The organism is Nostoc sp. (genome assembly GCF_036916975.1).
Lineage (GTDB): Bacteria > Cyanobacteriota > Cyanobacteriia > Cyanobacteriales > Nostocaceae > Nostoc.
Genome location: NZ_JBALFF010000059.1, coordinates 23,691 through 49,417, shown reverse-complemented (window position 1 = coordinate 49,417; position 25,727 = coordinate 23,691). Strand labels below are relative to the sequence as shown.

General features: G+C 40.4%; 28 protein-coding genes and 1 pseudogene. 13 read left to right on the top strand and 16 right to left on the bottom strand.

Features of this window, described 5'->3' with window-relative positions; translation table 11 throughout:
• The first annotated feature begins 114 nt into the window (after positions 1-114).
• The 6 genes from V7K73_RS14310 to V7K73_RS14285 all read left to right on the top strand — a co-directional run bounded on the left by V7K73_RS14310 (position 115) and on the right by V7K73_RS14285 (position 3,977).
• On the top strand, positions 115-699 hold the full coding sequence (locus V7K73_RS14310) for a Uma2 family endonuclease (RefSeq protein WP_334880975.1): 585 nt from the start codon (positions 115-117) through the stop codon (positions 697-699).
• A 186-nt stretch (positions 700-885) separates the two neighbouring features.
• A complete protein-coding gene (locus V7K73_RS14305) occupies positions 886-1,089 on the top strand; it encodes a type II toxin-antitoxin system HicB family antitoxin (protein WP_334880973.1) in 204 nt (67 codons plus the stop codon).
• Positions 1,086-1,307 carry a type II toxin-antitoxin system HicA family toxin gene (locus V7K73_RS14300; protein WP_334880971.1) on the top strand — a complete coding sequence of 74 codons (222 nt, stop codon included), beginning with the start codon at positions 1,086-1,088 and terminating at the stop codon, positions 1,305-1,307. Before V7K73_RS14305 ends, V7K73_RS14300 begins: the two co-directional genes overlap by 4 nt.
• A 186-nt stretch (positions 1,308-1,493) precedes the next feature.
• A complete protein-coding gene (locus V7K73_RS14295) occupies positions 1,494-2,468 on the top strand; it encodes a cysteine synthase A (RefSeq protein WP_334880969.1) in 975 nt (324 codons plus the stop codon).
• Positions 2,469-2,548: 80 nt separating this feature from the next.
• On the top strand, positions 2,549-2,887 hold the full coding sequence (locus V7K73_RS14290; protein WP_334880967.1) for a (2Fe-2S) ferredoxin domain-containing protein: 339 nt from the start codon (positions 2,549-2,551) through the stop codon (positions 2,885-2,887).
• A gap of 49 nt (positions 2,888-2,936) precedes the next feature.
• Positions 2,937-3,977 (top strand): DUF5331 domain-containing protein, encoded by a 1,041-nt coding sequence (locus V7K73_RS14285; RefSeq protein ID WP_334880965.1) that lies wholly within the window; start codon positions 2,937-2,939, stop codon positions 3,975-3,977.
• Positions 3,978-3,982: 5 nt separating this feature from the next.
• Here V7K73_RS14285 and ygfZ read toward each other — a convergent pair whose 3' ends face one another.
• Positions 3,983-4,978, bottom strand: a complete 996-nt coding sequence (gene ygfZ, locus V7K73_RS14280) for a CAF17-like 4Fe-4S cluster assembly/insertion protein YgfZ (protein ID WP_334880963.1) — start codon at positions 4,976-4,978, stop codon at positions 3,983-3,985.
• Between the two features lie 136 nt (positions 4,979-5,114).
• Here ygfZ and V7K73_RS14275 point away from each other — a divergent pair, with 136 nt between their 5' ends.
• Together V7K73_RS14275 and V7K73_RS14270 are read left to right on the top strand one after the other, a co-directional pair.
• A complete protein-coding gene (locus V7K73_RS14275; RefSeq protein ID WP_334880961.1) occupies positions 5,115-5,318 on the top strand; it encodes a type II toxin-antitoxin system HicB family antitoxin in 204 nt (67 codons plus the stop codon).
• A gap of 70 nt (positions 5,319-5,388) precedes the next feature.
• Positions 5,389-5,529: pseudogene (locus tag V7K73_RS14270) on the top strand (type II toxin-antitoxin system HicA family toxin); the annotation flags it as partial.
• Positions 5,530-5,571: 42 nt separating this feature from the next.
• Here V7K73_RS14270 and V7K73_RS14265 read toward each other — a convergent pair.
• From V7K73_RS14265 to V7K73_RS14250, 4 genes are all read right to left on the bottom strand, one after another.
• Entirely contained in the window at positions 5,572-5,838 is a 267-nt protein-coding gene (locus tag V7K73_RS14265) for a type II toxin-antitoxin system RelE family toxin (protein ID WP_334880959.1), read from the bottom strand.
• Positions 5,835-6,242: a type II toxin-antitoxin system Phd/YefM family antitoxin gene (locus tag V7K73_RS14260; RefSeq protein ID WP_334880957.1), complete on the bottom strand. Its 408-nt coding sequence runs from the start codon at positions 6,240-6,242 to the stop codon at positions 5,835-5,837. Before V7K73_RS14260 ends, V7K73_RS14265 begins: the two co-directional genes overlap by 4 nt.
• 43 nt (positions 6,243-6,285) lie before the next feature.
• Positions 6,286-6,582, bottom strand: coding sequence for a hypothetical protein (locus tag V7K73_RS14255; RefSeq protein ID WP_334880955.1), 297 nt, complete (start codon positions 6,580-6,582; stop codon positions 6,286-6,288).
• A gap of 85 nt (positions 6,583-6,667) precedes the next feature.
• Positions 6,668-7,681, bottom strand: a complete 1,014-nt coding sequence (locus V7K73_RS14250; protein WP_334880953.1) for a helix-turn-helix domain-containing protein — start codon at positions 7,679-7,681, stop codon at positions 6,668-6,670.
• Positions 7,682-7,817: 136 nt separating this feature from the next.
• On the opposite strand from V7K73_RS14250, the gene V7K73_RS14245 reads away from it, so the two are divergent.
• Positions 7,818-8,078, top strand: a complete 261-nt coding sequence (locus tag V7K73_RS14245) for a hypothetical protein (RefSeq protein WP_334880951.1) — start codon at positions 7,818-7,820, stop codon at positions 8,076-8,078.
• A 91-nt stretch (positions 8,079-8,169) separates the two neighbouring features.
• On the opposite strand, the gene V7K73_RS14240 is transcribed toward V7K73_RS14245, so the two are convergent.
• Positions 8,170-8,658: a hypothetical protein gene (locus V7K73_RS14240; protein WP_334880949.1), complete on the bottom strand. Its 489-nt coding sequence runs from the start codon at positions 8,656-8,658 to the stop codon at positions 8,170-8,172.
• A 163-nt stretch (positions 8,659-8,821) separates the two neighbouring features.
• Between V7K73_RS14240 and V7K73_RS14235 the strand changes: the two genes are divergently transcribed.
• Positions 8,822-10,744 carry a serine/threonine protein kinase gene (locus V7K73_RS14235; protein ID WP_334880947.1) on the top strand — a complete coding sequence of 641 codons (1,923 nt, stop codon included), beginning with the start codon at positions 8,822-8,824 and terminating at the stop codon, positions 10,742-10,744.
• 457 nt (positions 10,745-11,201) lie between these two features.
• Here the strand turns inward: V7K73_RS14235 and V7K73_RS14230 are convergent, their stop codons facing one another.
• From V7K73_RS14230 to ndhL, 4 genes are all read right to left on the bottom strand, one after another.
• Positions 11,202-11,861 carry a heterocyst differentiation related protein gene (locus V7K73_RS14230; RefSeq protein ID WP_334880945.1) on the bottom strand — a complete coding sequence of 220 codons (660 nt, stop codon included), beginning with the start codon at positions 11,859-11,861 and terminating at the stop codon, positions 11,202-11,204.
• A 235-nt stretch (positions 11,862-12,096) separates the two neighbouring features.
• Positions 12,097-12,924: a tryptophan synthase subunit alpha gene (trpA, locus tag V7K73_RS14225; protein WP_334880943.1), complete on the bottom strand. Its 828-nt coding sequence runs from the start codon at positions 12,922-12,924 to the stop codon at positions 12,097-12,099.
• A 93-nt stretch (positions 12,925-13,017) separates the two neighbouring features.
• Positions 13,018-13,329, bottom strand: coding sequence for a DUF3007 family protein (locus V7K73_RS14220; protein WP_069069199.1), 312 nt, complete (start codon positions 13,327-13,329; stop codon positions 13,018-13,020).
• Between the two features lie 24 nt (positions 13,330-13,353).
• Complete coding sequence (gene ndhL, locus V7K73_RS14215; RefSeq protein WP_334880940.1) at positions 13,354-13,566, bottom strand: NAD(P)H-quinone oxidoreductase subunit L; 213 nt, start codon at positions 13,564-13,566, stop codon at positions 13,354-13,356.
• A 1,368-nt stretch (positions 13,567-14,934) separates the two neighbouring features.
• On the opposite strand from ndhL, the gene V7K73_RS14210 reads away from it, so the two are divergent.
• Complete coding sequence (locus V7K73_RS14210; RefSeq protein ID WP_334880938.1) at positions 14,935-16,254, top strand: hypothetical protein; 1,320 nt, start codon at positions 14,935-14,937, stop codon at positions 16,252-16,254.
• Between the two features lie 12 nt (positions 16,255-16,266).
• Here V7K73_RS14210 and V7K73_RS14205 read toward each other — a convergent pair whose 3' ends face one another.
• Entirely contained in the window at positions 16,267-17,187 is a 921-nt protein-coding gene (locus tag V7K73_RS14205; protein ID WP_334880937.1) for a lysylphosphatidylglycerol synthase domain-containing protein, read from the bottom strand.
• 600 nt (positions 17,188-17,787) lie between these two features.
• Between V7K73_RS14205 and V7K73_RS14200 the strand changes: the two genes are divergently transcribed.
• Positions 17,788-18,357 carry a DUF6658 family protein gene (locus tag V7K73_RS14200; RefSeq protein WP_334880935.1) on the top strand — a complete coding sequence of 190 codons (570 nt, stop codon included), beginning with the start codon at positions 17,788-17,790 and terminating at the stop codon, positions 18,355-18,357.
• A 97-nt stretch (positions 18,358-18,454) separates the two neighbouring features.
• Complete coding sequence (locus V7K73_RS14195; protein ID WP_334880933.1) at positions 18,455-19,042, top strand: hypothetical protein; 588 nt, start codon at positions 18,455-18,457, stop codon at positions 19,040-19,042.
• A 536-nt stretch (positions 19,043-19,578) separates the two neighbouring features.
• On the opposite strand, the gene V7K73_RS14190 is transcribed toward V7K73_RS14195, so the two are convergent.
• The 5 genes from V7K73_RS14190 to V7K73_RS14170 all read right to left on the bottom strand — a co-directional run bounded on the left by V7K73_RS14190 (position 19,579) and on the right by V7K73_RS14170 (position 25,562).
• On the bottom strand, positions 19,579-20,871 hold the full coding sequence (locus V7K73_RS14190) for a glycosyltransferase (RefSeq protein WP_334880931.1): 1,293 nt from the start codon (positions 20,869-20,871) through the stop codon (positions 19,579-19,581).
• 537 nt (positions 20,872-21,408) lie between these two features.
• Positions 21,409-22,695 (bottom strand): glycosyltransferase, encoded by a 1,287-nt coding sequence (locus V7K73_RS14185; RefSeq protein WP_334880929.1) that lies wholly within the window; start codon positions 22,693-22,695, stop codon positions 21,409-21,411.
• A gap of 112 nt (positions 22,696-22,807) precedes the next feature.
• On the bottom strand, positions 22,808-23,275 hold the full coding sequence (locus V7K73_RS14180; protein ID WP_334880927.1) for a DUF2141 domain-containing protein: 468 nt from the start codon (positions 23,273-23,275) through the stop codon (positions 22,808-22,810).
• Positions 23,276-23,355: 80 nt separating this feature from the next.
• On the bottom strand, positions 23,356-24,339 hold the full coding sequence (locus tag V7K73_RS14175; protein WP_334880994.1) for a glycosyltransferase family 2 protein: 984 nt from the start codon (positions 24,337-24,339) through the stop codon (positions 23,356-23,358).
• A gap of 218 nt (positions 24,340-24,557) precedes the next feature.
• The gene (locus V7K73_RS14170; RefSeq protein ID WP_334880925.1) at positions 24,558-25,562 is read right to left on the bottom strand and encodes an NAD-dependent epimerase/dehydratase family protein; all 1,005 of its coding nucleotides are present in this window, start codon (positions 25,560-25,562) and stop codon (positions 24,558-24,560) included.
• Positions 25,563-25,727 lie beyond the last annotated feature (165 nt).

Sequence of the window (25,727 nt, the reverse complement as noted above, 5' to 3'; positions counted from 1 at the left end):
ATCATTAGTAGAATCCCCATTTAATGCTTGCTGAATTCAACAGCAACAATGATTTGCGTGAGAATAAGAAATACAAGCCAGTCAGGTAGACAGCAAAACCTAGAGGAAATCATCATGCTTTCATCCCCTTTAGTTGTGCAAATTCCTTCCTCAATGCAAATGACAGACGAGCAGTTTTTTGACTTCTGTCAGGTGAATCGTGACTTACGCATTGAACGGAATCAATTTGGAGAAATATCAATTATGCCGCCCACTGGTTCAGAGACAGGTAATCGTAACTTCAACTTCGCCTTACAGCTAGGAGTTTGGGCAGAAAAAGATGGTACAGGTATTTGTTTTGACTCCAGCACAGGATTTAAGCTATCAACGGGTGCAGAGCGATCGCCTGACGCTTGTTGGATTAAATTGGAACGGTGGAATGCTCTCTCGCCAGAACAACAGCAAAAATTTGCCCCCATCTGTCCAGATTTTATAGTTGAACTGCGATCGCCTTCTGATAACCTCAAACCGTTAAAGGAAAAAATGGAGGAATATATGAAGGAGCCAGGAATACAGCTAGGCTTGTTAATTGACCGCAAGCATCGCCGAGTCTATATTTATCGTCCTGGTGTACCAGAGGAATGTCTGGAAAATCCCGCGACTGTTAGCGGTGAATCGGTATTACCTGGGTTTGTGCTGAATTTGAATAAACTGTGGTAGGAGCAAATGAATACCTAAGTCTTAAATCATTAGTAGAATCCCCATTACAAAACAAAATTTATGAATTACGAATTACGAATTACGAATTATTTTAATGCTTGCTGAATTCAACGGACAGGTAAGCTATGACACACACAAGCGTGATCAACCAATCCCTCGCTTTGTTTTAAACCAAGGAGATATTAAATGAAGTGGCGTGTAATTCTTGAACCAGATCCAGAAACAAGTGACTGGGCTGTTTGGTGCCCAGAGTTACCAGGTTGTGTCTCAGCAGGAGAAACAGAGCAAGAAGCCTTAGAAAATATTTGTGAGGCGATCGCACTTTATCTTGAGCCTGACACTATCGACCTAGCACCAGGTGCGCTGACGCGCGAGGTCACTGTCGGATGAGCCGTACCCGACGGATGAATGCTGATGATGTTGAGAGTATTTTACAACGTTACGGGTTTGAGCTAGTTTCTCAAAAAGGTAGTCATCGCAAATGGCGAAATATTGAGCGACAACTTCAGGTAATTGTGCCATATCACAAAAGTCGTGATTTACCCATAGGAACGCTACGCAACATCATGATGGGAGCAGATATCCCAGAGTTTGAATGGAAAGCGTAAAATATAGGATTTTAGACAAATCAGTTGTAAATCATGCGATCGCTATCATAGGACTTACGCTTTCAAGGCAGTGAAACCCCTGAATCCTTACGGGGCAATTCATGAATTGCCCCTACATTTGGTACTTGATACGTAAGTCCTATATCAGCCAAAATTTTTATAGATACTCACACAGGTATACTCAAAATGGATATTAAGAATGGCTTCCTCGGTGCTGTTGGTAACACCCCTCTGATTCGCTTAAACAGTTTTAGTGAACAAACAGGATGTGAAATCCTCGCTAAAGCTGAATTTCTCAATCCTGGCGGTTCCGTCAAAGACCGCGCTGCACTTTATATCATCCAAGACGCAGAAGAGAAAGGTTTACTCAAACCCGGTGGCACAGTAGTAGAAGGAACTGCTGGTAATACTGGCATTGGGCTGGCGCATATTTGCAACGCCAAAGGCTACAAATGCCTAATTATTATACCCGATACTCAGTCACAAGAAAAAATAGACGCACTAACAGCATTAGGCGCAGAAGTTCGTCCCATCCCTGCTGTACCCTACAAAAACCCAAACAACTACGTCAAGCTATCTGGCAGAGTCGCTGCTGAGTTGGAAAACGCTATTTGGGCGAATCAGTTTGATAACTTAGCCAACCGCCGCGCCCACTACGAAACCACAGGGCCAGAAATTTGGAAACAGACAGATGGTAAAATAGATGCATGGACAGTTGCAACTGGTACTGGTGGTACTTATGCTGGTGTAGCGTTGTACTTAAAAGAACAAAATCCGGCGATTAAATGCGTTGTTGCTGATCCGCTAGGTAGTACACTTTATAGCTATGTCAAAACCGGCGAAATCAAAATGGAAGGAAATTCCATCACCGAAGGCATCGGTAACGGTCGTGTCACAGCCAATATGGAAGGCGCACCTGCTGATGATGCCATCCAAATCGATGACAAAGAAGCTTTACGGGTAGTTTACCAACTGCTAAGGAAAGATGGGTTGTTAATGGGCGGTTCAACAGGTATTAATGTTGGCGCAGCTGTCGCCCTAGCGAAACAGTTGGGGCCAGGACATACCATTGTCACCATCTTATGTGATAGTGGTTCCCGCTATCAGTCGCGGATATTCAACCCTGAATGGCTAGCCTCAAAAGGACTTTCAATAGATTAGTCATTTGTCATTAGTCATTGGTCATTAGCTTCCGACTTTTGACAAAGGACAAATGACAAAGAATAAAGAACAATGGACAAATGTCAAACATAACTCAACCATCAAACTTCCCCAGAATAGACCAACCCTCTTCTCCTAAATGCGTGCGGGTTTGTCAAAATCGCACTTGCAAAAAGCAAGGTGCAGTTAAGGTTTTAGCAGCATTTGCAGCTTTGCCAATCCCTGGTGTAACGATAACGGCTAGCAGCTGTTTGGGACAATGCGGCAATGGGCCGATGGTGCTGGTATTACCCGATATGGTTTGGTATAGCGGGGTTCAACCCGATGAAGTATCTCTACTGATAGAAAATCATTTGCTAGGTGGTCAAACAGTCCAACAGATGCTCTATTATCGGTTTCATCCCCAGAAATCAAACTAAATTTTCAATATTAATGTCTGCAATCTTGTTGAGTGAAGTGAGGCATCCAATGAATATCCAACAGCTGCGTCAATCCTTAAAACAAAACTGGCTAAGTTACTACGAGCAAAATATTTCCTGGCTGGTCAAAATGCGAATTTGGGGTACTTACAATGGTCTGCGCCGTCCTTTGTCCGGTTTTATTTTGGCAACACTCTCTGTTTTAGAACCCCAGTTTGATGAAATACTTGCTTTTATGGTGGAGTTGAATAACGATCCAGATAAAATAGTCGCTGCTTTAGGTCTTAACTTCAATCCCGATCAAGAGTTACGTTTAATAAAATCAGACGATTCTATGGCTATAAGCCAAGTTGAAAGCGAACCGCCAGATGAGAATCATTCTGAGGATGAATATCTGTCATCGGCTGTAACTACCAGCAACATTGCGCCTCATTCTCTTGCCAAGACTCTAGATTCTAACTTTTCACGCGCCGATGAACTTGTGCCATCAATTACAGCTACAACTGAAGTAATTCTTAAACGCAAACCGGAGTTGGTAGTTGCTGCAACTAAAATTGCTCCAGATACTCCGGTAAAAACGCCATCCTCCGGTTTGCTAAGGGAATCTCAAGCAGTACGCTGGCACTCTGGTCAGTTACCTTCAAGAGCATCGGCGACAATGACTGCTGAGGTTAACAGCAAAGCTAAAACTATGCCATCTGTGGCATTAGCTACTGAGGTTAAAAGTAACGCCCCATCTGTCAGAATCCCTGTGGGCGCATCATTGGCAATTACCACTGAGATTTCTAGTAATCGTAAACCAATGCGATCGCCCCTTGGGCGGCTCCCTTCAAAAGCATCGCTAGCAATTACTACTGAGGTTAAAAGCAACGGCAAGCATCCGAATATTCAACCAGAAGAAGTTAAAAGCAACGGCAAGCATCCGAATATTCAACCAGAAGAAGTTAAAAGCAACGGCAAGCATCCGAATATTCAATCAGAAGATGTTAATAGGAAAGCGAATCTAGCAACCACTAATGCCCGTAGTATAGCTTCTTGGGTAGATGAATTTTGTTACGGCGCTAGCAATAAAGAAGATGTTTTGACTTGAATTAGTTATGGGTAATCGTGAGAAACAAACGGGATTTCTATGACTTCACCTTCAGTTTCTCCCACTTTGACTTTTAACCCTACGCCACCAGCTTTAGTGCGAATGTAACCTAGTCCAAAGTAACCATCAGTGGTTTCTGTGTAACTGGTAAGTTTACCGACTTTTTCATCTCCAACTGCGATCGCACTTCCAACTTCAGCAGGAGCATTGAGCCTTATACCTAAAAGGTGTTGTTTTACACCTTTATATGTATTTAATCGAGCAATAGTTTCTTGCCCAATATAGCAACCTTTAGTAAAAGAAATTGTTTGCCACAAACCAACTTCCAGAGGATTGTAATCATCTGTGAGCTCCGCATCTGGGGCGGGGCGGCCTTGTAAAATTCGCAAAGCATCCCAGGCGCGATCGCTCATCTCTACCGCCCCAGCTTCTAACAATTTGTTCCACACCGAAGATTTGTCAGTATAGGGGAAAGTAAAAGTGTATCCGGGAGCCGCTAACCCACTACCTACAGCAATCCGCACTCCTTCAGCCGCAGCAATGGTGTATACTTTGTGACTACCGTAAGGTTGCCCAATCAGTTCGCCAATACCCAACTTTTCTAAAACAGCGTCACTTCCTGGGCCAATCAGGCTGAAGGTATTGGTGTATTGTGTAATATCAGATAATTCCACCTTATCGGCATAGAAAATATATTTATCCAGCCATTCCATCAGATATTGGCGGCGGTTGGGTGAAACTAGCAAGATTACTGCATCTTCTCTAACGTAGGCGGTTGCTAAATCAATTGTTCTGGCTGTGGAAGTGACAAAAACCGTATCACAACCTTGTCCAGGCTTGAGTATTTGGAAATTGTTAGTACTTTGGTTGTGTAAGAAATTGAGGCGATCGTCGCCAGCTACTTTGATCCGTCCCCAGGCGGTGCGATCGCATATCGCAACCCCAACTTTGGCGGCTTCGATAGCTGCTGCGTCTTTATCGTCAATTGTAGATGTTGGCATGGTGATGAGAAGTTGCCCTGTTTGAATATTGTCGCACTGAAAATCTTAGCAAATAAGCGTTTGCGGCTTCAATGCATCTCCGATTTTCTTCTAGCCTATAATTAAATCAAAAGAAAGTGCCGAACAATAAAAACTTATGAAACGAACTTTTACTGCAAGTGTATGGCAGGAAGGTAACTGGTTTGTGGCACAGTGCTTGGAGATTGATATTGCTAGCCAAGGTGAGGCTGAAACTGAGGCATTGGCTAATCTTGAGGAAGCTTTGTCACTACATTTTGAACCACCAGTAGCTACTGTTCTTCCTCAGATTAAGACACTTCAGGTAGAAATAGCCGCTTAAACCATTATCTTATCGTGAGGTTAAGCGTAGATTAGAGGCAGCAGGCTTTGAGGAAGTTAGCCAAAAAGGAAGTCACGTAAAGTTTGTCAAATTTACCGAAGAAGGAACCCGTACTGCGATCGCGCCTCGTCATCGAGAAATTACTATTGGTACGCTGGGCAGTATTATACGACAAGCGGGGATAAGTGTAGAAGAGTTTGAGGTTTTGTAAGGGCGCTTAGGCGTGAAAGGGGTTATGCTTAAAGCGATCGCTTTACGGAAAGTATCTGTAAACATCTTTCCTATACAATACTCTCACAAAAATTACTATACTCTCTGATACTGCAATTCCAACTCTGTAGTCTCCAATTCTGACGTGATAATAGTTGCCATCAGCTTGGACTTTTTTTATATTACTTATATCCGCTAGATTTTCGGTGTTTTGTACTTCTTCAATTACCGCTTTAATCTTTTTAAGTAAGGCTTCGTCCCGAATATTATTTAAATCTTTCTCAAAGCTTTTTCTGAAGTCTATATTCATCCTTTAGTTTCCAAAATTTGGAAAATAGCTTCGCGGCTGACAGTTTCACTATTTTCACCTTCTTTAATAGCTCTTTCTAAAGCTATATCTTCTATAATTTCTGTCAATAAATCATAAAGTACTTCTTTCTGCTCTTGAAGTACCTCAGCAATTGCTGTTTTCAACAGTTCTTTATTAGTTTTAGCCTTAACACGTTGTAAAGCATCTAAAAGACGTGCTGCATTCTCAGCTGACTGAAACAAATATGCTGTCTCTATGATGCTATTAAGTTCCGCAGTAGGAATTATAGACACGCTTTCCGCACCTTCACGATTCACAACTACAGGTTCACGACTGTTAATTACCTCTTCGTAAATTTTATCAAAATTATTGCAAGCTTCAGTGTAGTTTGTTTGGTGAGACATTTTTTGTTCCTTAATTTATCTGTTACTCTTTGCTGGTAGATAACTAAAGAGTTGCTTTCGCTTGAATTTCTTGAATTATAGTTAAAATTTCTTCTTTCGATTCGATGTGCTTTGCTAGAACTTCAGCAGTTGATTCAAGTACCCGTTCAGAAAATAATTTAGCTAAATCTTGCCGCAAACTCTGCCCAATGTAAAACTTGATTAATGCTTCAAGCGTCATATCTCGATTAGCTGCAATTTTTTTGAGCGATTCTAATGCATCTGTTGGTATTTTTATTGGTACTGTTTCTGTAGTACGGGGTTTTAAGTATAGTTCGAGTTCTTCATCATGCTTGTTCATATAACTTTCTTTCTGTGTTAGTAGCTGGACGGGCAGAATAAAGAATATTTACCTAATATGTTGTATGTAAGATACGCTCAAAATTTTAATGCTTATCCATTAAAATTTGCCCAAAATAACTAAGAAAGTCTTGCAGGATTTCCTTTAAATTAATGGATACCTTCCACATATTCCACTTATCATTAAAACGCTCGTCGTAATTGACTATTAAGTAAGCGCTACCATCACTTAAAGTTTCCGGGTTAAATTCCTCTAAGGTGGTATTGGAGAAAGCAATGTATCTGCGTTCGTAGTCTTCGTAACCATTCATAGCAGCCCACATTATTTCAAGTGGAGGATCTTTCTTATAACATGTATTTATGCAACAATCGCCCACTGTTTTACCTTCAGCTTGCAAGATGTGCCAATAATTAAGATGGAGTGATTCTAAAAAAATATCTTTCTTATTAGGTAATACCCAAAACCTTCCCTTTGTACAAAGGCATATCTCTTCTACAGCATTACTATATTCCCAATACTTCAGGTTGAGTAAATGTGGTTCTAAAATATCTAATGGGATAGAAATAAATAAACGATCTTTCTGTTTTAATAAAATAAGTTGATAAGGATTACTTCCTTTTTCAGGATTTTTAAGTTGATAGCCTACATATTGCGATGTCTTGCTCATCTTAAACTTTTGCTCAAAACCAATCTGCTGAAGCATATTGGTAGCCAAAAACATTAATTCTTCCCCAACTTCTTCTAAAATTTCGTCACCTGACAAAGCTAAAAAAGCCACGCCGTCATAGTTTATCCTTTCCGATTGGTTGCTAGCTTCATTAGTAATAGCAGGAGAGCAATTACTTACCCATTCAGGTTTATACTTGAGAAATAGATCCTTTAACTTGTCTCTTAAAGGGCGATCGCCTGGAAATTCGCTTTTAATACCAAAATCCTTATATATATTTGAGATTTGCTTGCGTACAGTTCCTTCTGCACGTCCCCTAGACTGAGCAATCTCATCATTAGTGTATCCAGTCAGCAACAACTTCAACACCTCTACCTTGCGAGGTGCTTTCCTTAGCTTTTCCAGAGCTTCATTAAACTGCCGACTATTCATACTTTTCAGAATACCGCATTTTCTTTAATCTGCGTACTTTGCGTATTGTGCGTATTCACATTTATTTTATGGGTGTCCATTGCTTTGCGTATCTGCGTAATGAGCATGATATACACAGAAGCGTTTGAGTGAACCAATGGAAAATAATTTTAGATTTGTTCAATTAGAAATACCAGGAATGGAGCAATTTCTTATCCAAAAGAAAACTGTCTCAGAAACAAGCAAGATGATTCTACAAACTATTACAGATATTTCGGCTAAAAGTCAGAACAATCAAATCACATTCCATCAATTAGAAATACTAGGGATGGAAAAATTTCTCGCCAAATTAAAAACACAGTCAGAACCTAACAACTCAATTGACTATAGCCGCATGAGTGAAGATTTTGCTGCTTGAGGAAAAAGCGTAGGCGCAGCCCGCCGTAGGCATCGCCTTACTCATAAGCCCATGCAAGTGGGCTTAGTTCGTGTATTTTATTTTCAGGGCTTCAACTTTCTGGCAATTTAGCAAACGCCTGCTTAACTAACTCCTTTGCCTTAGCATCCAAACGCAGCCAATCCACTTCACCGAGTTCATCAATTAAACTACTATCAATATCAGCAGCTTCCTTCTCTGAGGTGTATTCAACAAAACACACCTGATAACACAGTTCCCACAAATCGATACTTGCTTCTTGCTGTTGACGCTGCAAACGTAGATGATATCCTGGATGGGGCATCGGCAGACGAGCCAGAGTTCCTCTGATTTCATCCGCTTCTTGAGGTGTTGCAGTTTCTATTGCTTGCAACAACTCAGTCACCAATGCTTTGATCTCATCAGTGGTGCTAGGCGGCCAAATCAGGACATCGTGGTAAGTTCCCGTCCAGTCAGATTCATCAAGCTGCTTGCGGATATTGTCGATAACGCGGATGAAAGCAGGCTGCATGAGGATTTCAGCTTGCTGCCATGCAACTGAGTTTGTTATTTTAGGTGGCATTGGTAGTAAACAGGGACACTAAAAGAAAAATAAACAGTCTGTGTTTATTAAAAAGCTGCGTTTTTAATCTAAATCTTTTCTCAAGATAGCGGATTTCATTGAAGAAAATTTGGAGATATTTATTACCAGCTGGAAAATTAGGTAATAACTCTGGGGAGGGAATATGATCGGCAAGCTACTAGACCATCGTTACCAAGTAATTCGAGTCCTCGCAATGGGAGGATTTGGTCAAACCTACATTGCCCAAGATACTAGGCGTCCCGGCAATCCTCTCTGCGTTGTCAAGCACCTCAAACCCGGAACTGACCCTAGAGTTTTTGATACTGCTAAACGTCTGTTCAACAGCGAAGCCGAAACTTTAGAAAAACTGGGCAATCATGACCAAATACCCAGGCTGCTAGCATACTTTGACGAAAACCAAGAATTTTATTTAGTACAAGAATATATTGAAGGACATACCCTAGCTGAAGAACTTATACCTGGTAAGGGCTGGAGTGAAAGCCAAGTAATTCAACTATTGCAAGAAGTTCTAGAAATTCTCGAATTTGTCCACCGCCAAGGCGTGATTCACCGCGATATCAAACCAGATAATATCATCCGCCGGGCCTCAGATAATAAGTTAGTTTTAGTAGACTTTGGCGCAGTAAAACAACTGCGTACACAACTGGTAACAGTGGGCGGACAACCCTCTGCCACAGTGGTTATTGGCACTCCTGGCTATATGCCCACAGAACAAGGGCAAGGTAAACCCCGTCCCAACAGCGATATCTATTCTCTTGGCATCATTGCTATTCAAGCATTAACAGGATTACAGGCAACAGAATTGCAAGAAAACCCGGATACGGGCGAAATCATCTGGCAGCAATCTGTAACCGTGAACTCTCGACTAGCGGCAATATTGTCTAAAATGGTGAGTTATCACTTTAAAGACCGCTACCAAAACGCCACGGAAGCGCTGCAAGCATGTAAAGAGGCGATTATACCAGCACTTTCCCCACCTCAAGAATCTGCCAAAACTTCTAGTTACCAAACTGTCAAATCCCAGCCTCAAGTTTCTCGACTGCAAACTGTTGCAGTTGCACCAGCAAATCCTGTCCCCGCTAAACCTGCGCGTAAAGACTCTGAGAAATCCGACCCATGGCCGATATTAATTGCGATATTATTGGCAGGTGGTACGGCTGCTTTGGTAGCAAATATATCTCCAAGTGTGAAAAATTTAGCTTTTAATCTTACAGGTAAGGATACTGCCTTAGCAAACAAATGCTCGGCTGTTGTCGTCAGAAATTCTAATATTCGTTCTGAACCTAGTTCGATAAATTCTGATATTGTGCAAACAGTTGGTGATGATAACACCAGTTTCGAGGTGACTGGCAAACGCACAAAACAAGGTTGGATAGAACTTAAACTTAACTCTGGTGATTTGGCTTGGGTACGCTCGTATGTGATAACCAATAATCAAGAATGGGGTTCTTGCCTGCGCGAAAAAGGCATTGCAACTAAGATTGTAGATGATAGTAGCTTGGTTGCGACTCGATCGACTCCCAAGGGAAAACCAAAATCTAGCGATGTAATAACTGCATTACCAGAAAAGCCGAAGGGGTCAACTGACGATGCTGGTAAAATAGAGCGATCGCAGCCTACTGATAACAGTGCCAATATTATAGAACAAGCAAGACAGAAGTATGAATCAGGAGATATAGTTAGAGCGATCGCACTTTTAAAATCGGTTCCAGCAAATGCCGCTTCTGGTATCAAAGAAACCGGCAAAATGATTGCCCAGTGGCAGCAAGATTGGACTAAGGCGGAGGCATTCTCTAATGAAATCAACAAAGCAATAGATGATGGTAAGTGGGATAAAGTTTTAGATTATAGAAACCATCCAGAAAAGTTGCCTAATACTAAATACTGGCGAAACAGAATAGAACCATTATTTAAACAAGCAGCCGAAAATCTGGCAAAACAGGCACTAACTAAACTAGAAAATCAAGGTAATCAAAAGACTACTCAACATAAACTTCCCAATACTAACCAACCTGCCACTACAAAAAGTCCTAATGCTACAGAAACTCCAGAAAGTGGCTTTTAAAGACTGTTTACCTCATTACCAGCCCTCTTGCTGCTAATGCCTAAAATTAGACTTTGCCTCCTGAATTTGCGGCAGTAATATCAAGTTCGGGTAATTACTTATAATAAAATCTATCATGTAGGTTGGGTTGAACTAAAGTAAAATCTCTGTATTTGGCTCGTAGTTGCGCTTTAGCGCATCCGGATAAAGATGCGCTAAAGCGCAACTACAAACCAGTGATGATTATTTGCGCCGACTTACTTAAGTCCTATAAGTGTTTAACCGAACCGAGTATAACCCAATAAAAAACATTTCCAGGTATAACCTGGAAACGAGATTTTAAATCGGTGTTTCTCTGTGGTTTGATTTTCCCTACTAGTAGAGGGTGGCGTAAATCAAGCTACAATTTTAAAACTTGCAAAAGCCTTGATATACAAAACTTTTGACTGCGTGAATGCGTGACTTCCGGCTTGCGGTGCTAGTGCATTTCGTCGTATTCTGGGGCTTCAACTCGTCTTGCTTCCATCCGCGAAGCAGGCAAAAACTCAGCGCGACGCACTGGAACCAAAGGCGGTGTATTTCCTTGGTAGGGGTGAATCACTTGTACAGTACGGGCTGGACGCTGCCGAGGTGAGAATAAAGCCAATACGCCAGCAACGACAACACCACCACCAATAGTGAGAGTTGCGCCTCCTACAGCCCAAAGCACGGGTGAAGACCACCAAGAATTTTGCGGCTGGAGTGCTGTTACTTTTTGTTGGTTATACTGCTGCTGGGCTTGTTGCCACTGCTGCTGAGTATTGAAATTTTGAACTTGACCTTGGAGTTGTTGATTTTGCACCTTCAGCTGTTCATTGTCGTTTTTTAAACGTTCCAACTGCATCTGCGTGTTCAGCTTCTCCATCTCCACACGCTGGTCAGCATTGGCACCAGTGGATGGCTGACTGGGATACATTGGTTGCCCATAAGGCCCATAAGGATACATTTGTGGCTGTATTCCCGGCGCTACTACAGCCCCTGGCATTTGCGGAGCAACAGCAAAGTTAGACTGTAGGGGGGTATTTGTTCCTTTGAGCAATACGAGAGCCGCCAGCCCAGCTACGGCAACCCCGCCGATAAACGCCATACTCTCACTCATCGCCTTTGCTCCTCAATTGCGACCTAATTATAACCATTTGTGACTGACTCACTCTCACACTCATAAATTATGCCTACTTGACTTCACATAATACTCAAACTATAAGCTACCGGGTCAGCTAGTTTTTTTACATCATGATATCTGATGTTAATATTCAAAACCATAACGGTCAAATTGTCTACCAAAAGCATAGAAAAACTACACTGTTATACTTTTTTTAATCTAGTTTTCCCGTCTAATCAAGAGGAGTATTTGTACTGGTGCTGTTGGTCTTGATGGCAGCCTTGAGACTTTGGCAAAATTGAGCGATCGCCGAAAGTCCCTGTTCTGGGGTACCTTCTGCTAACCGTTTTACAAAAGCGCTACCGACGATCGCAGCATCCGCGCCCCATTCCTTTACCTGACGGGCTTGTGCAGCTTCAGAAATACCAAAGCCTACACCGATGGGTTTATCAGTAACACTACGAATTTGTTTGAGTAAATCAGACACGCGGTTTTCTAGTTGCGATCGCACCCCTGTAACTCCGGTGACGCTGACTAAATAAATAAATCCAAGCGATGAATGAGCGATCGCTTCTATGCGTTGGGCAGAACTGGTGGGCGCTACCAACAAGATTACGTCAATTCCCATCTCACTAGCTGATTGGATCAAGCCTGCTGCTTCTTCCAAGGGCAAATCTGGTACTACCAATCCCCCCACCCCAGCAGCCGCAACTAAAGAGAGAAATTTGTCAATTCCCCGGTGCAGAATTGGGTTGTAGTAGGTAAATAGGATAATAGGCGATCGCAATTTGGGAGTAATTTCTTGCAACATTTCTAGAACCTGCTCTAATTTCGTACCCCTTTGCAAGGCGCGAGTAGCAGCAGCTTGAATTACTGGCCCATCAGCCAGAGGATCGGAATAGGGTATACCCAATTCTATAATGTCGGCTCCACTACGATCTAGAATCTGCAACGCTTTTGCTGTTGTTTCTAAATCTGGATCGCCAGCAGTAATAAACGGAATTAAAGCGCACTCACCATTTTGCTTAAGGGTTTCAAAGCAATCAGAAATTGCAGTCATTAGTAATTAGTCATTAGTCAGTGGTTATTGGTCATTAGTCGTTGGTCATTTGTAACTAAACAAAGAACAAATAACAACTGACCAATGATAACTTTACACCTGAGATTGTTCTTCTTGTTCTATTTCGGCTTGAATTCGTGCTAGTTCTTCGGGACTAAGCTCATCTAACCGCTTTTGCAGAAAGTCTTGCTCATACTGTTCCCGTTGTTGGTGGTAGGTCATTTTTTGTCCCACCGCGCGGAAAAAATAGGTGGCTAACCAGCCAACTAACCCACTGATTAGTAAGACTTGGCTCCATATACCAGCTTTTTGATTATCCAAACCGACTAGCTGTAATCCTACATAAGCCAAGCCGCCAGCAATAAAAACGCCCAAGCCAATTCCAATAGCGTCAATCCGTCGCATGAGAGTTATGACCTACCAATTTAGTTAAACTTCAATTTGTCGCCGTTGGGGCCGAAAATTTAGAAACGGCGATAGAACCAATAAACCCGGAAAGAAGAAGAACACCAAAAAGTACATAAAGGTACGCTCGATGGAGGTAGCTACATACCAACGCTGCTTCAGGTACAGCAAAATAGCAATTGGGATTACCAGAAGGTAAGCTCCAGCCAAAGTCAGATACAACAGGGCGACAATCATAAACTTTCAAGTCTTAAGCATCTGTTTTCCATCATAGGCTGAAGAGCGAAACTGAGGAAACTATAGTCATGATGCTTTCAATATAACTACCCCAAAATTCCTCTATGTCCAAATTGATTGACAAAAGGTAGTGTTATGCTATAATAGAAAATCTGCTGACAAATAAATGCTATAGTCACAACAAGATAGAAAACTCATCCAGATTGATTACGAGGAAGCTTGGAAAAGTTGCAACTCTAAAAAGCGATCGCTCAATCTGGAAAAAATATTTTTAATCTAGTTGGACAAAAGACACAATTGATGGTGGAATAGATGAGGAGGTATTTGCTGCCTCCAAAAAATAACTAGTTATGCTAGTTGCAAAACACCTGCGGGGGTGTGGCGGAATGGTAGACGCTACGGACTTAAATAATTGAGCCTTGAAGGAGAAATCCCTCAAGTGGAAGCTCTCAAACTCAGGGAAACCTAAATCTGGTGACAGACATGGCAATCCTGAGCCAAGCCCAAAAATTTTAGATTTGCGATTTTAGATTTGCGATTAGTATACAATCCAAAATTCAAAATCTAAAATCCAAAATTGAGGGAAGGTGCAGAGACCCGACGGGAGCTACCCTAACGTTAAGCCGAGGGTAAAGGGAGAGTCCAATTCTTAAAATCTGATGCTAAAACTATCAGGTAGTAGTGAAAACTGCGGGAGAATGAAAATCCGTTGACCGTAAAAGGTCGTGTGGGTTCAAGTCCCTCCACCCCCATTTTAGAACCGAAAGTACTCTTATACCTTGTATAGGAGTATTTTTGCATAATGATAGATGAACACTTCTGAGGGACACGGTAATGCCCATTGGTGTCAACTTAACCTAAAACTCATGTCCTTAGCTTACCTCACCCTCAATCCCTCTCCGATATATTGGAGAGGGAAGCTAGATATTCGAGAGGGAAGCTAGATATTGGAGAGGGAAGCTAGATAGAGGATGAAGTTTTGCATTTTATTTAATCCACGTTCCTAAGTATATACCTAAGAATCTTTAGTCTACTCAACTAGACTTTAGCTAAAAGCCAAAGAACTTTAGTTCCAGGCGGGTGAGGAAGCCAACAGTTAAGCTTAAGCTGACACGTATGGATAATACCGTGTCTCTACCCATGTAGCGTATGCAAATAAAAATCTTTATAAGAGTAAGCAATTCCACTGAAGGATTTGATAAAGGATTAAACAATTTATGTTTAATCCTTTATTTATAGGCGGAGTTTATCAAATTTGTGTAAAAAGATTACTGAATATCTCAAGAATAGATTGGTGCTAGTGTTCACCCAAGTTAAGCTGATAATAATACCAACATTAAACCTTTTCTTTTTATCCTGATAACTGAAATGACCGCTAATAGTTTATCAATTAGTCAGGAATACCCCCTTTATATTACGTCTACCTTTAGACAGATAAATGTGCAATTTGCACAAGAAGAGGTTTATACTTTCTTCATACAAATTGTCCATGCAATGTCGCCAGATGAAGTTTTACGCGAATTTAAAGCTTTATTTCTAGATGGTCTTGATTCAGAATTTTGTTATTCTATACCTGGAATATACAAGATTTTTTTAGATGACAAAGAAGATGATTTTCATCATACACTTAAGCGCTGTATATATATAATAATAAACAATTGGAAAACTAATAGAAAAGAAAAATACATCCAAAAATTAGTTAACTTGTTTATTATTCTAGATTTAGAATTAAAACCAAATTATTTGCCAGCAATAAATATCTGCAAAACCTGGCTTAATAATTTTATCAACAGCAAAGACTATCAAGAAATAAAACTATTTGCTGCTAAATATGACGAATTATCTAAAGGTCATTGGGCTAATCGTTACACTTCCTATTTATTAGTTGCTCAATCTGTTAATGATGATAATCCAAAAGAGCAACAAGAAGCTGCCAAAAAGCTTTATAGACAGATAAAAGAAAAATTTAAGTTTGAATTGGCGATGTATATTGCTCGTTCTCAATCTGCCGCATCAAGCACAACACGCTACAAAAATCCTAGTGTGTTAGGAGATAATGTTTTGCATTTAATAAAAGCAATTGTTTTAAAAAAAGGTGTGTTTAGCCATGAGAATATTGCCAATATATTTATCAAGCAAACTCAAGGACAAACCCTTGAAGAATTTAAAAAAAGTATAGAAAAATATCTATTTTTCTCTGTAGATAATCAAGAATTAGTTAAGACTTTGCGGCAGCAGTTTGCCGAAAAATTATCTTTATGGAAGAAAGATTATAATCAAGAAGTAATCACTAAAGAATTATTTTTGAGAACATGTAATCGAGTGATTGATTGTTTGACAACAGAAAACGGCAAAGAACCTTCGTTGTTATTTATATTATTACTTACCCAAGGTCACTCTTTAACATTGGTTATTATCCTCTTAAAGACTATTTTAATTTGTAGAAATTCTCGTAGGCATTTAGAGATTAAAATTGCTCATCTGATTCGTTATTACGAAAAATCTCCTGAAGATGAGTGTAAGTGGGTAATCAATTTTATGGAAATTTTTAATATAACGTTTGCAATTTACACAGAAAATGTAGAATATAACTTGATTAAGATGGAAAAAGACCAAAGCAGTAATCCGTACTTAAATCTGGATGCTTATCGGGTGTTTTCACAGATGAAGGTAGATAAACAAAAATGAGTGTCGTTTGATTCATGATTTAGCAAGGCGTTCGTCTAACCAAGCCAAAGCAGCACCCGCAGTTTCAGCTAGAATACTAATGAGGCGATATAGAGCGATCGCACCAAATACTAAAGCAGATGGAAAATGGTGTCGTAAAAGTTCATACGCAGTCGCTTCAAACACACCTAACCCACCAGGCGCACCCGGAATCACAAGCCCCAATAACCAAGCGCAGCTAAAAGCCCCTAATAACAAAGGAATTTGATTCACATTCAACGAACCCAAGGCGAACATAGTTAATATAAACCCAGTGGCGCGTAGTCCCATAAAGCCCAATTCTCCTAACAAAGGGCGTAGGGGATAGCTTTTAAGACTCAAGGGAACAGTTGTCTCAGTGGTAGCAGCAGACTTTTTTGCTTTCAATCTGTAGAAAAAGCGAATAACGGGGTTTAAAAACCAAGGATGAATCGCACAAAGGACTACAGCTAAACTCAGCAATTGGAATATTTGTAGAACAAAACTACTATTAGTTGCTGCAAATTGGCTACTGCATAAGACAATGATAATTAAAGCAGCCGTTAGCATGAGTAGGGGTTCTAGCAAAACGCTTAAGGTGGCTGCACCAGCAGAAACATTGGCATTTTTGGCGGCGACAATTCGCCCGTAGTAATGCCAGATATTACCTGGTAAATACTTAGCTATGTTCGTTTTTAGATAAACCTGGATCAATTGGGGAGGCGATACAGGTTGATTTAACTCTTGCAAAATCCAAGTCCAGATCCAGCCAGCCCAAGTATGTGCTAGTAAAGTGATGCCTGTAGCGATCGCCATAATTGCCCATCCTACCCCATCAATGCGGATAGCAGTCACTCCAATCCAATTATCTTTCAGAGCTTTCGCTAAAAAAAACAGCGTTCCGCCCAGAATTATCCAACGTAAAAATTGCTTCATGAATTTAGTAATTTAACGATTAGGGCAACCAGGGGCCAATGCCTCACCTATTACAGTACATCAGTTATTTATTCAAAGCTTTTGAAGTATCAAACAGGTTGATAAATATAAAACCTCACCCTGTCTCAGGCTTCCCCCGACAATAATAAAGAGAGGGATTGAGGGTGAGGTTTGATCTTATATTTAACGAACTTTGGGGGTTTAAGTCCCCTGTCTCTACAGGCAGCACGTTTTGATGCCTCAATCTAAATCCCCGTCACAAAACGTAATTGCGTACAGCCCAAAGGGCCATGAAAACCGCGTAGCGTGCCGGAGGCTCTATGGGCGAAAAAGCGAATTGCGAATTGGTTTAATTACGCCTACCTACTTAGTTCTTTTTATGCAACCTATATTACCTTATTTTATATCTCTCTAGAGTTAGATAAAAATATTATTTTTGTAGTAATTAAAATGTAGCCTGCGCTAGAGGTCAAGTGGATTTTATTATTCATATCCTTAAAAAGGTTATCGAATGAGCGAACCAAAACAAGCACAAATTGCTGACCACTCCAAAGATTCAGCAAATTCTTAACTTATTAATATTTTGGTAAGGAGGACTACGTGAACGCTGTGAGACTATTCTTGAAAAAAATAAGATTGCGCCAGATAGTAACTATCTTTTTAGCTGGACTATTGTTGATAGTTAGCACTGCTTGTAGTGGGGCAAATGCTCAAGGTGCAAATCCACAAAATCCTGCTGTACAAGCTGGTGGAGCAAACAATCCTTATAAGAATGGAGGAGACAACTATACCAACAATAGATTGTCTACCGATCCAAAAATAACAAATCCAAAAGCCAATCAGGGACGCGACCAAGCTAGCTTACAACCAAGTTCGGAATTGTTGATTGCTACAACAAATAGAGAATCGAAGATACTCTATCCTGGTGCTGAGACACCAGCAGGTCGAATCGAGAAAGAAGCAGAACTACCAATTATCACAGACAAGGACTTCCAAGAACCTGAACCAGGTGGTTTGATTCAGGATGAACCAAAGGTAGGAGAGCGGATTCAAGATCGGATTGAGACTGTAAAAGAGAATCTTGAAGAAGCTTCGGGCTTTTTGAAAGATAAGGGTGATGAAGCTGCTGCTAGACCGGAATTACAAAAAAATCCAGCAGTAGGCAGATAAAACTCTTATTTTTCTGAATGCCTTGGATGTAAAATTAATTGCAAATGCCATCTTGGTTGAAGTTTAACTTAGTCACAAAAATGCAAGGAGTAGAAGTATGAAAAAAGCAATGAATTGGCTCAAAAGCATTCGTCCCTTAAAAGTTTTAACTGTTTTTTTGGCAGGAACATTCTTATTTGTGGCCCAAGCTTGTAGTAGCCCAGGAATAGCAACAGAACCACCACAGCCTGAGTCACCTTATACTCAACGATACGATTCTACAAAAGATTATCCTCTCTCCTCTCCGGCAGGTGGGATGAATAACTTTAGTGATGTAGATCCCAGAGCGAAATTAGATGAAAAGGCAGCTAACGACAGGTCTGATGCGCTGGCAAAAAATTCTCAAAAAAATATTGACCAGAAGGGAATTGACAGCCCAGAACAATATGGTAGAAATTACAAACAAGGTACACCCCTTGGTGAAAGAGTGAAGAACTTGGGTGAAGATATCGGCAGTTCAGCTAATGAATTGGGAGAAGGCGTAGTTAAGGGTACTCAACGAGGAATTGAAAATCTCAAGGGAAATACCCAGAATGCAACCGAAGGCGTGACAAAGAATGTTCAGCGTGGGGCTGAAGATGCTGGTAAAAATGTTAAGCGCACAGCTGAAGATGCAAGTAATGCAGTGAAGAAGGCTGTTGATTGAAATTAGTTATTCAATCTGCTGCAAAAATATAAAAGCGCCCACAGAGTTTTGGTCTGGGGTTATGTAAACAAAGCCTGCTTAAGCAGGCTTTGTTTGAGTTTTTGGTGGGTAGGAGGGTTATGCAAGCTTATTTGTTTTTTAGCTTATTACGCGGTCTTTGATCGCACCCTTGAAGTAACAGCCTTTGTTAAACTGAAGCTATCCGCTAAACACTGGACATTAGTGGACAACTAATGCAAACCATTGTAGAGGTAGCCAGTCTAAGTCCCTAGTGGGCTACGTTGTAAGGGTCAAGATACCAAAGAATGCTTTCCAGTTCTTTGCTCTATCGTTCAGTTTTAAATATCTGTACTTAGCTAAAGAAGTGAACTGAGCATGACAAGCCCTAACAACTTTGACGAGGAAAAACTTACCTGAGAAATCAGAGGACAATCAATGTCTAATTTTGTTTTTGTGATTGACGCTAACAAACAACCACTCATGTATGGGTTTTCCACAAATGTCCGGCGAATCAGTGATTAGAGGCATACCGATCGCTAATTAACGTGAGTTCGATTAACCCTTCCCTGACTGGATGATTTGCTGCTTTGGCCTTGTTCAACGATTTGGTAAAGTTTCTCTTCAAGTTTTTGCATACATGCCGACCAATCAAATTCGAGTATCGAGGGGCGAGCGTTCCGAGTCATATCTGCTTTCAAATCGGGATTTTCTAAAATCGCAATCACCTTTTGGGCGAAGTCTGTGGGGTTGTTGGGTTGGGCAAGAAAGCCGTTACGACCAGGAGATACCTGTTCTGAGGTTGAGGGTGCAATAACTGCAACCAGAGGGGTTCCAGACGCTAGTGCTTCGTTATTTGTAGTGCAGAAGTTTTCCGTAATCGAGGGATTGACAAAGACATCCGCTCTGGCAAACCAACCTAAAAGTTCTGTACCGTGAGACTCGCCCCATACAGTAATACCCGATCCAAACTTTTTAGCACGCTGACGAATTTCCTCATCTAGTGGACCACTACCAACAATCACTAGATGAACATCAGGGATTTTGGCAGCGATCAGCGGAAATATATCAAGTAGTTGGTTGACATTCTTTTCCGGGGTGATGCGTCCCACAAATAAGAGAGTTGGTCGGTTGTCGTTAGGAATTGGGTTATAACAAATGTTTCGCGGGTGAAATTTTTCGCAATCAATGCCTTGATAAGGGACATATTCGGCACGTTGGCATTTCAGTTCTTCGTATTTAGTGAGTTGTTCTTTAGAAGAAAAGTAATTGAAGTCATAAGACTCACTAAATTGCTTAACTAAAGTGGGGATGATGGGACGAACCAAATTAAAGAATTTATCCCCAAAGTAATATTTGATATACGCAACGATATCTGTATGGAAGAGTGATATTATTGGGGTGCTTGTTCGTTTTGCGTATTCAATGCCGATTGGGCGACCATAACCTTGCAAGAAAAATGAGTATAAACCTCTCATTTGCGCGGCTTCTTCAACTATGATAATGTCAGGCTGAAATTTCTCCAGTAACTTGGTATCGCTCCAATGACGATAGCTCAACGGTTGAGGCAGAGACTTGTAAAATAGTAGTGGTTGTGTGGGGAATGCGTAAGCAGAGAAATTGGAGAAAGACTGAATTTCATTTAAACCTGGCATCGGGCGATCGCCTACATTTTTGGGGTAGCGATCGTTGATTTGTGGATGGATTAGAAAAACCTCATGTCCCTGCTCTAGCAACCAACGAACCCGTTGGTGGACTGCTACGGAAACTCCAGTTAAGAAAGGAGCGTACAATCCTGTAAACAGTGCAATCCGAAGTAGTTTCTTAGTCATAAAAAAAGGAATATTTTACGAAAATGCTGGTTTTGAATTTAGGATTTACGCAGTAAATGTTTCATGAAAATCCTGATTGTTTAACTGACAAATTCTCACTAATACAGTTAGGCTAAGTATTTACGCATTTTCAACTAAGTAAGCGGGTGCAAATAATCATCACTGGTTCGTAGTTGCGTTTTAGCGCTAAAGCGCAACTACGAACCAAATACAGATATTTTACTTTTCGTTACATAGTTTGGTTTTATCTTGTCTACCTACTTAGCCGAAGTTTTAGATTGTGAAGAGGATGTTTATAAACCTGGATTAGAAACCATTAAAACCTCCAAAATATTAAGCCAAAATTCCCCTTAATATATTTGTCTAAACCCTTGCCATTAATACAAATAGATTTTGGTAATTAACAAGCCAAAACGGGTATTTTGACAAAGGTTATAACTAAGATAGTTATACTAAATATAAGATTATATAATTTGAAGACTAGGGAATGTTTAGTGTAATAACTTTCATGCCCTAGTTCATATTTAACGATTTAGTTCAAAGAGAAACCTTGCTATCAATAGGCTGATCCAACCATTGATAAGGGCGATATTCGACTAGCCGGACATTCCACGGTCCCTGAACCCGATAGGAAACGCCGCGCCAAGTAACTGTTGAAACCCACAGGGATGATAGCATTGCTAACCCATAAACCCACTGTGTCAAGGGAATCGCAATCAACATTTTGATGATTTTAGCAGCTGATAATTTTGCGTAGACGTGCAAGGGCTTGCCGATAGGCATCGCCTGGTTATTAGAGCGAACCACTCGCTGTATCTCTAATTCCAACACGAGCATTATCAACAGTAACCCGACAGTATAAACTCCATAGCAGCCTAACAAGAGAGCCGCACGTTCCCATTTTGCCTCTAATAACGACTCAAGAATTAAAATGATGACTGTAGTCGGAAACAAAATGCTAGAAACAGCTTCACTAACTAAAGCTAACCAACGTGGGTGATACAGTCGAGAAAAAAGCATGAGGCGCTTGAGATCATCTATTAAGTTGAATAAATTAGTCTCTTCACGATTTACAATCAGCAGCGAAGGCACAAACTTTACCTGCAATCCCTGTTTTTTGAGGATATCGTGCATCATAAAATCTTCGCCTAAAGCTTGTCCCCACTTATCTAGCAGTTCTGTTTGGCGAAGTACTTCTGTTTTTATAGCTAAAGTCCCACCCCAAGGAATTTGGAAGAGAAACATTTGCACAACAGTGGCTACATTACCGGCGTAGCGTACTATAGATCCCCAATATTTACCTGTAGGTACATACCAACGATTACCTGTTGTTGCTCCTACTTTCGCATCCCCCAAAGGACTAACTAGTTCTCGCAACCAATTTACATGGACTATAGTATCAGCATCTACTAAAGCAACCACTTTGTAAGAATCATCTAACTCACCGACAGCTTGGATTAAAGAACTGCATTTGAGACTACAATTGTTGCGTACTATTCTCAAAGGGCTGATTTGAACGTTGGTCGCTTCTTGCTCTGTGATCGTTTCACTGGCAATTTTCCAAGCGGGGTCTTCGTGACTATCAACGATCAATTTTAAATCATACTGGGGATAGTTTTGATTTAGGAGCGATCGCAAACATCTAGGCAAAAACGGATCGGCTCCGCGTAAGCAAAGAATCACTGCTGTTTTGGGTAACTGCTCATCTGGTAATAATTTTTTTTTAGATGAGCGCAAATACCATATAAAGACAAGCGTTAAACACACCTGAATAACCAGCCAACCCATCAAAGACTTAGACAAAAATATCGCCAAATCTTCCATTAAATTTTTAGTCTCCGACAGAATAAGGGATTGGGGACTGGGGATTAGGGATTAGGGATTGGGAATTAGAAATATCTTTCTTGTAGAGAGCCAGTCCCCAGTCCCCAGTCCTTTACGAATCCAGCGAATATTTCATGATGATGTTGATAGTTGTATTTTTATTTACAACAAAACTGGCATCACGAAACTTTGGCGAACCTGTTTGTATAGACACAGTTGGATTTTTGGAAATCCCAAAACCTTCTTTAGGAATACCGAAAAAGTCTTTATTGAGTTTGCGATCGCCATTTTGATCGTCAACTACAGCGACAGCATAAGTTCCAGGCTTCAAACCGGTAAATTGTTTTTTTACAGAATTGCCAGTAATCTTAACGCAGCCACTTTGAGATCCACTAGAATTACTCATCGGAAATCCTTGTTCACTTGCGTAAACTCTGAAGCAAATCTCACCTTTTTGGTGATGTATTCCATTTACTACAACATTAAGTGTTGCAGTTGGCTCTGCATTCACTGTTTTAGCAAAGCTGATGCTCGCCAAAGTAGCAAGCAAAACATGACAAATTTGAGATAGTTTCAACATAGCTATTGTGGTGAATAATAGGTGATTCGTGGGTTGAAAAAAAGCTGTATTTGCCAGCTTATTTTTATGACCTTATTCGTTCAAAGTCTGACTTGCTGTTTTTTAATTGATGCTGCTTGCCAACCTTTCCAAAGTTTTTGCACCACCATTAGCAAATCTTTCAGCAGAAGATATTCTGTCCCTTTTAACTGCTGATGTAAACTTCTATGACAACACAGCCGCTCATACAAACTCAAGGGACTCCGCCATATAGAGAGTACATACTCCCAAAGTATTCTCCAATGTGGCAATAAAATTTGTCCTTTCTTTGCTGAATCAAACCACACTGCATACGCATAAAAATCAGGCAGCATACTCAATGAGTGTTTTTTACTGTTGTTAGTAAACAACAAATAATTAGGAAAATACATACTCATCGATTGTTGTGGGTGGCTTCTGGCAAAAAATAGGTATTCAGGAATTTCATAAAACCTACCGAGAATACCAAGTCTTAACAAGAAAATTCCATCTGCATTACCATAACCACCCATAGGCGGTGTCATTCTCAAGGCACTGGCACGAATTACACCGTAACATTGATAACATAAATGTTTGGTCAGCAATTCATGAAAACGTTCGTGTGGTTTTAGTGCATCTGCCTTGAGTTTGATATCGTAGTTTTGGAGAAAACTCCCCTTTTCATCAATGAAATATGTCTGGGAGTGACACAAGATTATAGTAGGATCTTGGTCAAGCACCTCAATACACTTCTTGATAAAATCTGGAGCATGTAGATCATCATAGGCTGCCCACTTAAAGTACTCACCCGAAGACAATTTAAAAACTTGATTGAAGTTACGGGCGCAACCGATATTATTGTCATTGCGGTAGTAAGAGATACGTTGGTCTTTCTCGGCATAAGCTCTACAGATTTCTTCAGTTTTATCTGTAGAGGTATTATCTGAAATAATTAGTTCAAAATCTTCAAAGGTCTGAGCCAAGAGTGAATCTATGGCTTCTTTGAGAAATTTTTCACCATTATATACAGGTAATCCGATGCTCAATCGTGGCTGATTGCTACTCATCATATAAAACAAGTATTCTGAAAATCTGTGGATTATTGCTTAATTGCAGATAATTGTTAGGCAGATGCAACGTAATAATCCAGAAGTCAGAATCTAGTAGCTTGGGTTGAGGAACGAAACCCAACATTAATTATCAAAGCTTTATTGGGTTTGACTTACGCTCAACCCAACCTACTATTCTAATTCTTCTATTCTCCCCACTCCCTACTCCCAAAAGACTATTTCATCAAACTTTGAATATCTGTTTTTTGCAGCCATTCGTGTGTTCGCTGCATTCCTGATTCTAGGTCAATTGTTGGTTTATAATTTAACAGATTTTGGGCTTTGACAATAGAACAAGCATAGGGACGAGTCATAAAATCTATAGACTCTGGTAAAATATCAACTTTTTTCCGAAAAAGTTTTTGCCCTTGAACACGTAGCTTTAGAAACAACTTGATTTCATCTTTTGATAATGAAAGGGGTGCTTGTAAACCTTCCATTGCTGCTAAACGCATAAAATATTCTTTCCAGGAAGTTTCTTGTCCGTCGGTGATATTGAATATTTCGCCATAGGTTTCTTTTTCTATCGCTAGAAAGATGCCATCAATCAGGTTATCTATATATACATGATTAATAACTCCTTTAGCATCATTGGCACAGGCAAATAATTTTTGACGCATCATCAAAATCGGTCTGACTATCCAGGGGATACTTCCTGGGCCATAAATATCTCCAGCCCTAATCACGATGATGCCAAAATCTGAGGGATTATTCAGTTCTAAAACTGCTTTTTCAGCTTCTATTTTAGTTTGACAGTAGGGATTATTTTCGCCAGAGAGAGGTCCCGATTCTGTAACACCATCAGGATAGTTGAAACCGTAAACCATCACACTAGATAGATGCACAAATATTTTGACACCAGCCTGTTTAGCGGCTTTAGCCATATTGACAGTACCGCCAACATTGATATCACGAAAATGGCTAATTGAGCCAGCTTCTTCGGCAATTTGCTCTGTATGTAAAACTATATCTACTCCCTGACAAGCCTTTTGAATAATAGCAGAATCACTGATATTACCAATAATTATCTCAACACCTAAATGCTCTAATTGTTTGTTCTTTTCTGGAGAACTTTGTAGTCCACGAACCTTCATTCCTTGCGCTATTGCTAACTCGGCTGTACGCAAACCGACAAATTGATCAATTGCAGTAATTAGGAGAGTTTTGTTGTTGAGGTTCATATATTAGGGGTTATACCAATTTGAGATTTTGGATTAAAGCAAAAGCCTAGTAGCCCATCACACCAACGTTGATGGGTGAATAAGTTTGTAGTTAAGACTTCAGTTTTTGATTTGAGCGCTTTAGCGCTGACTACAAACCTAGTATTGTTGACTTGAGAGATAGTA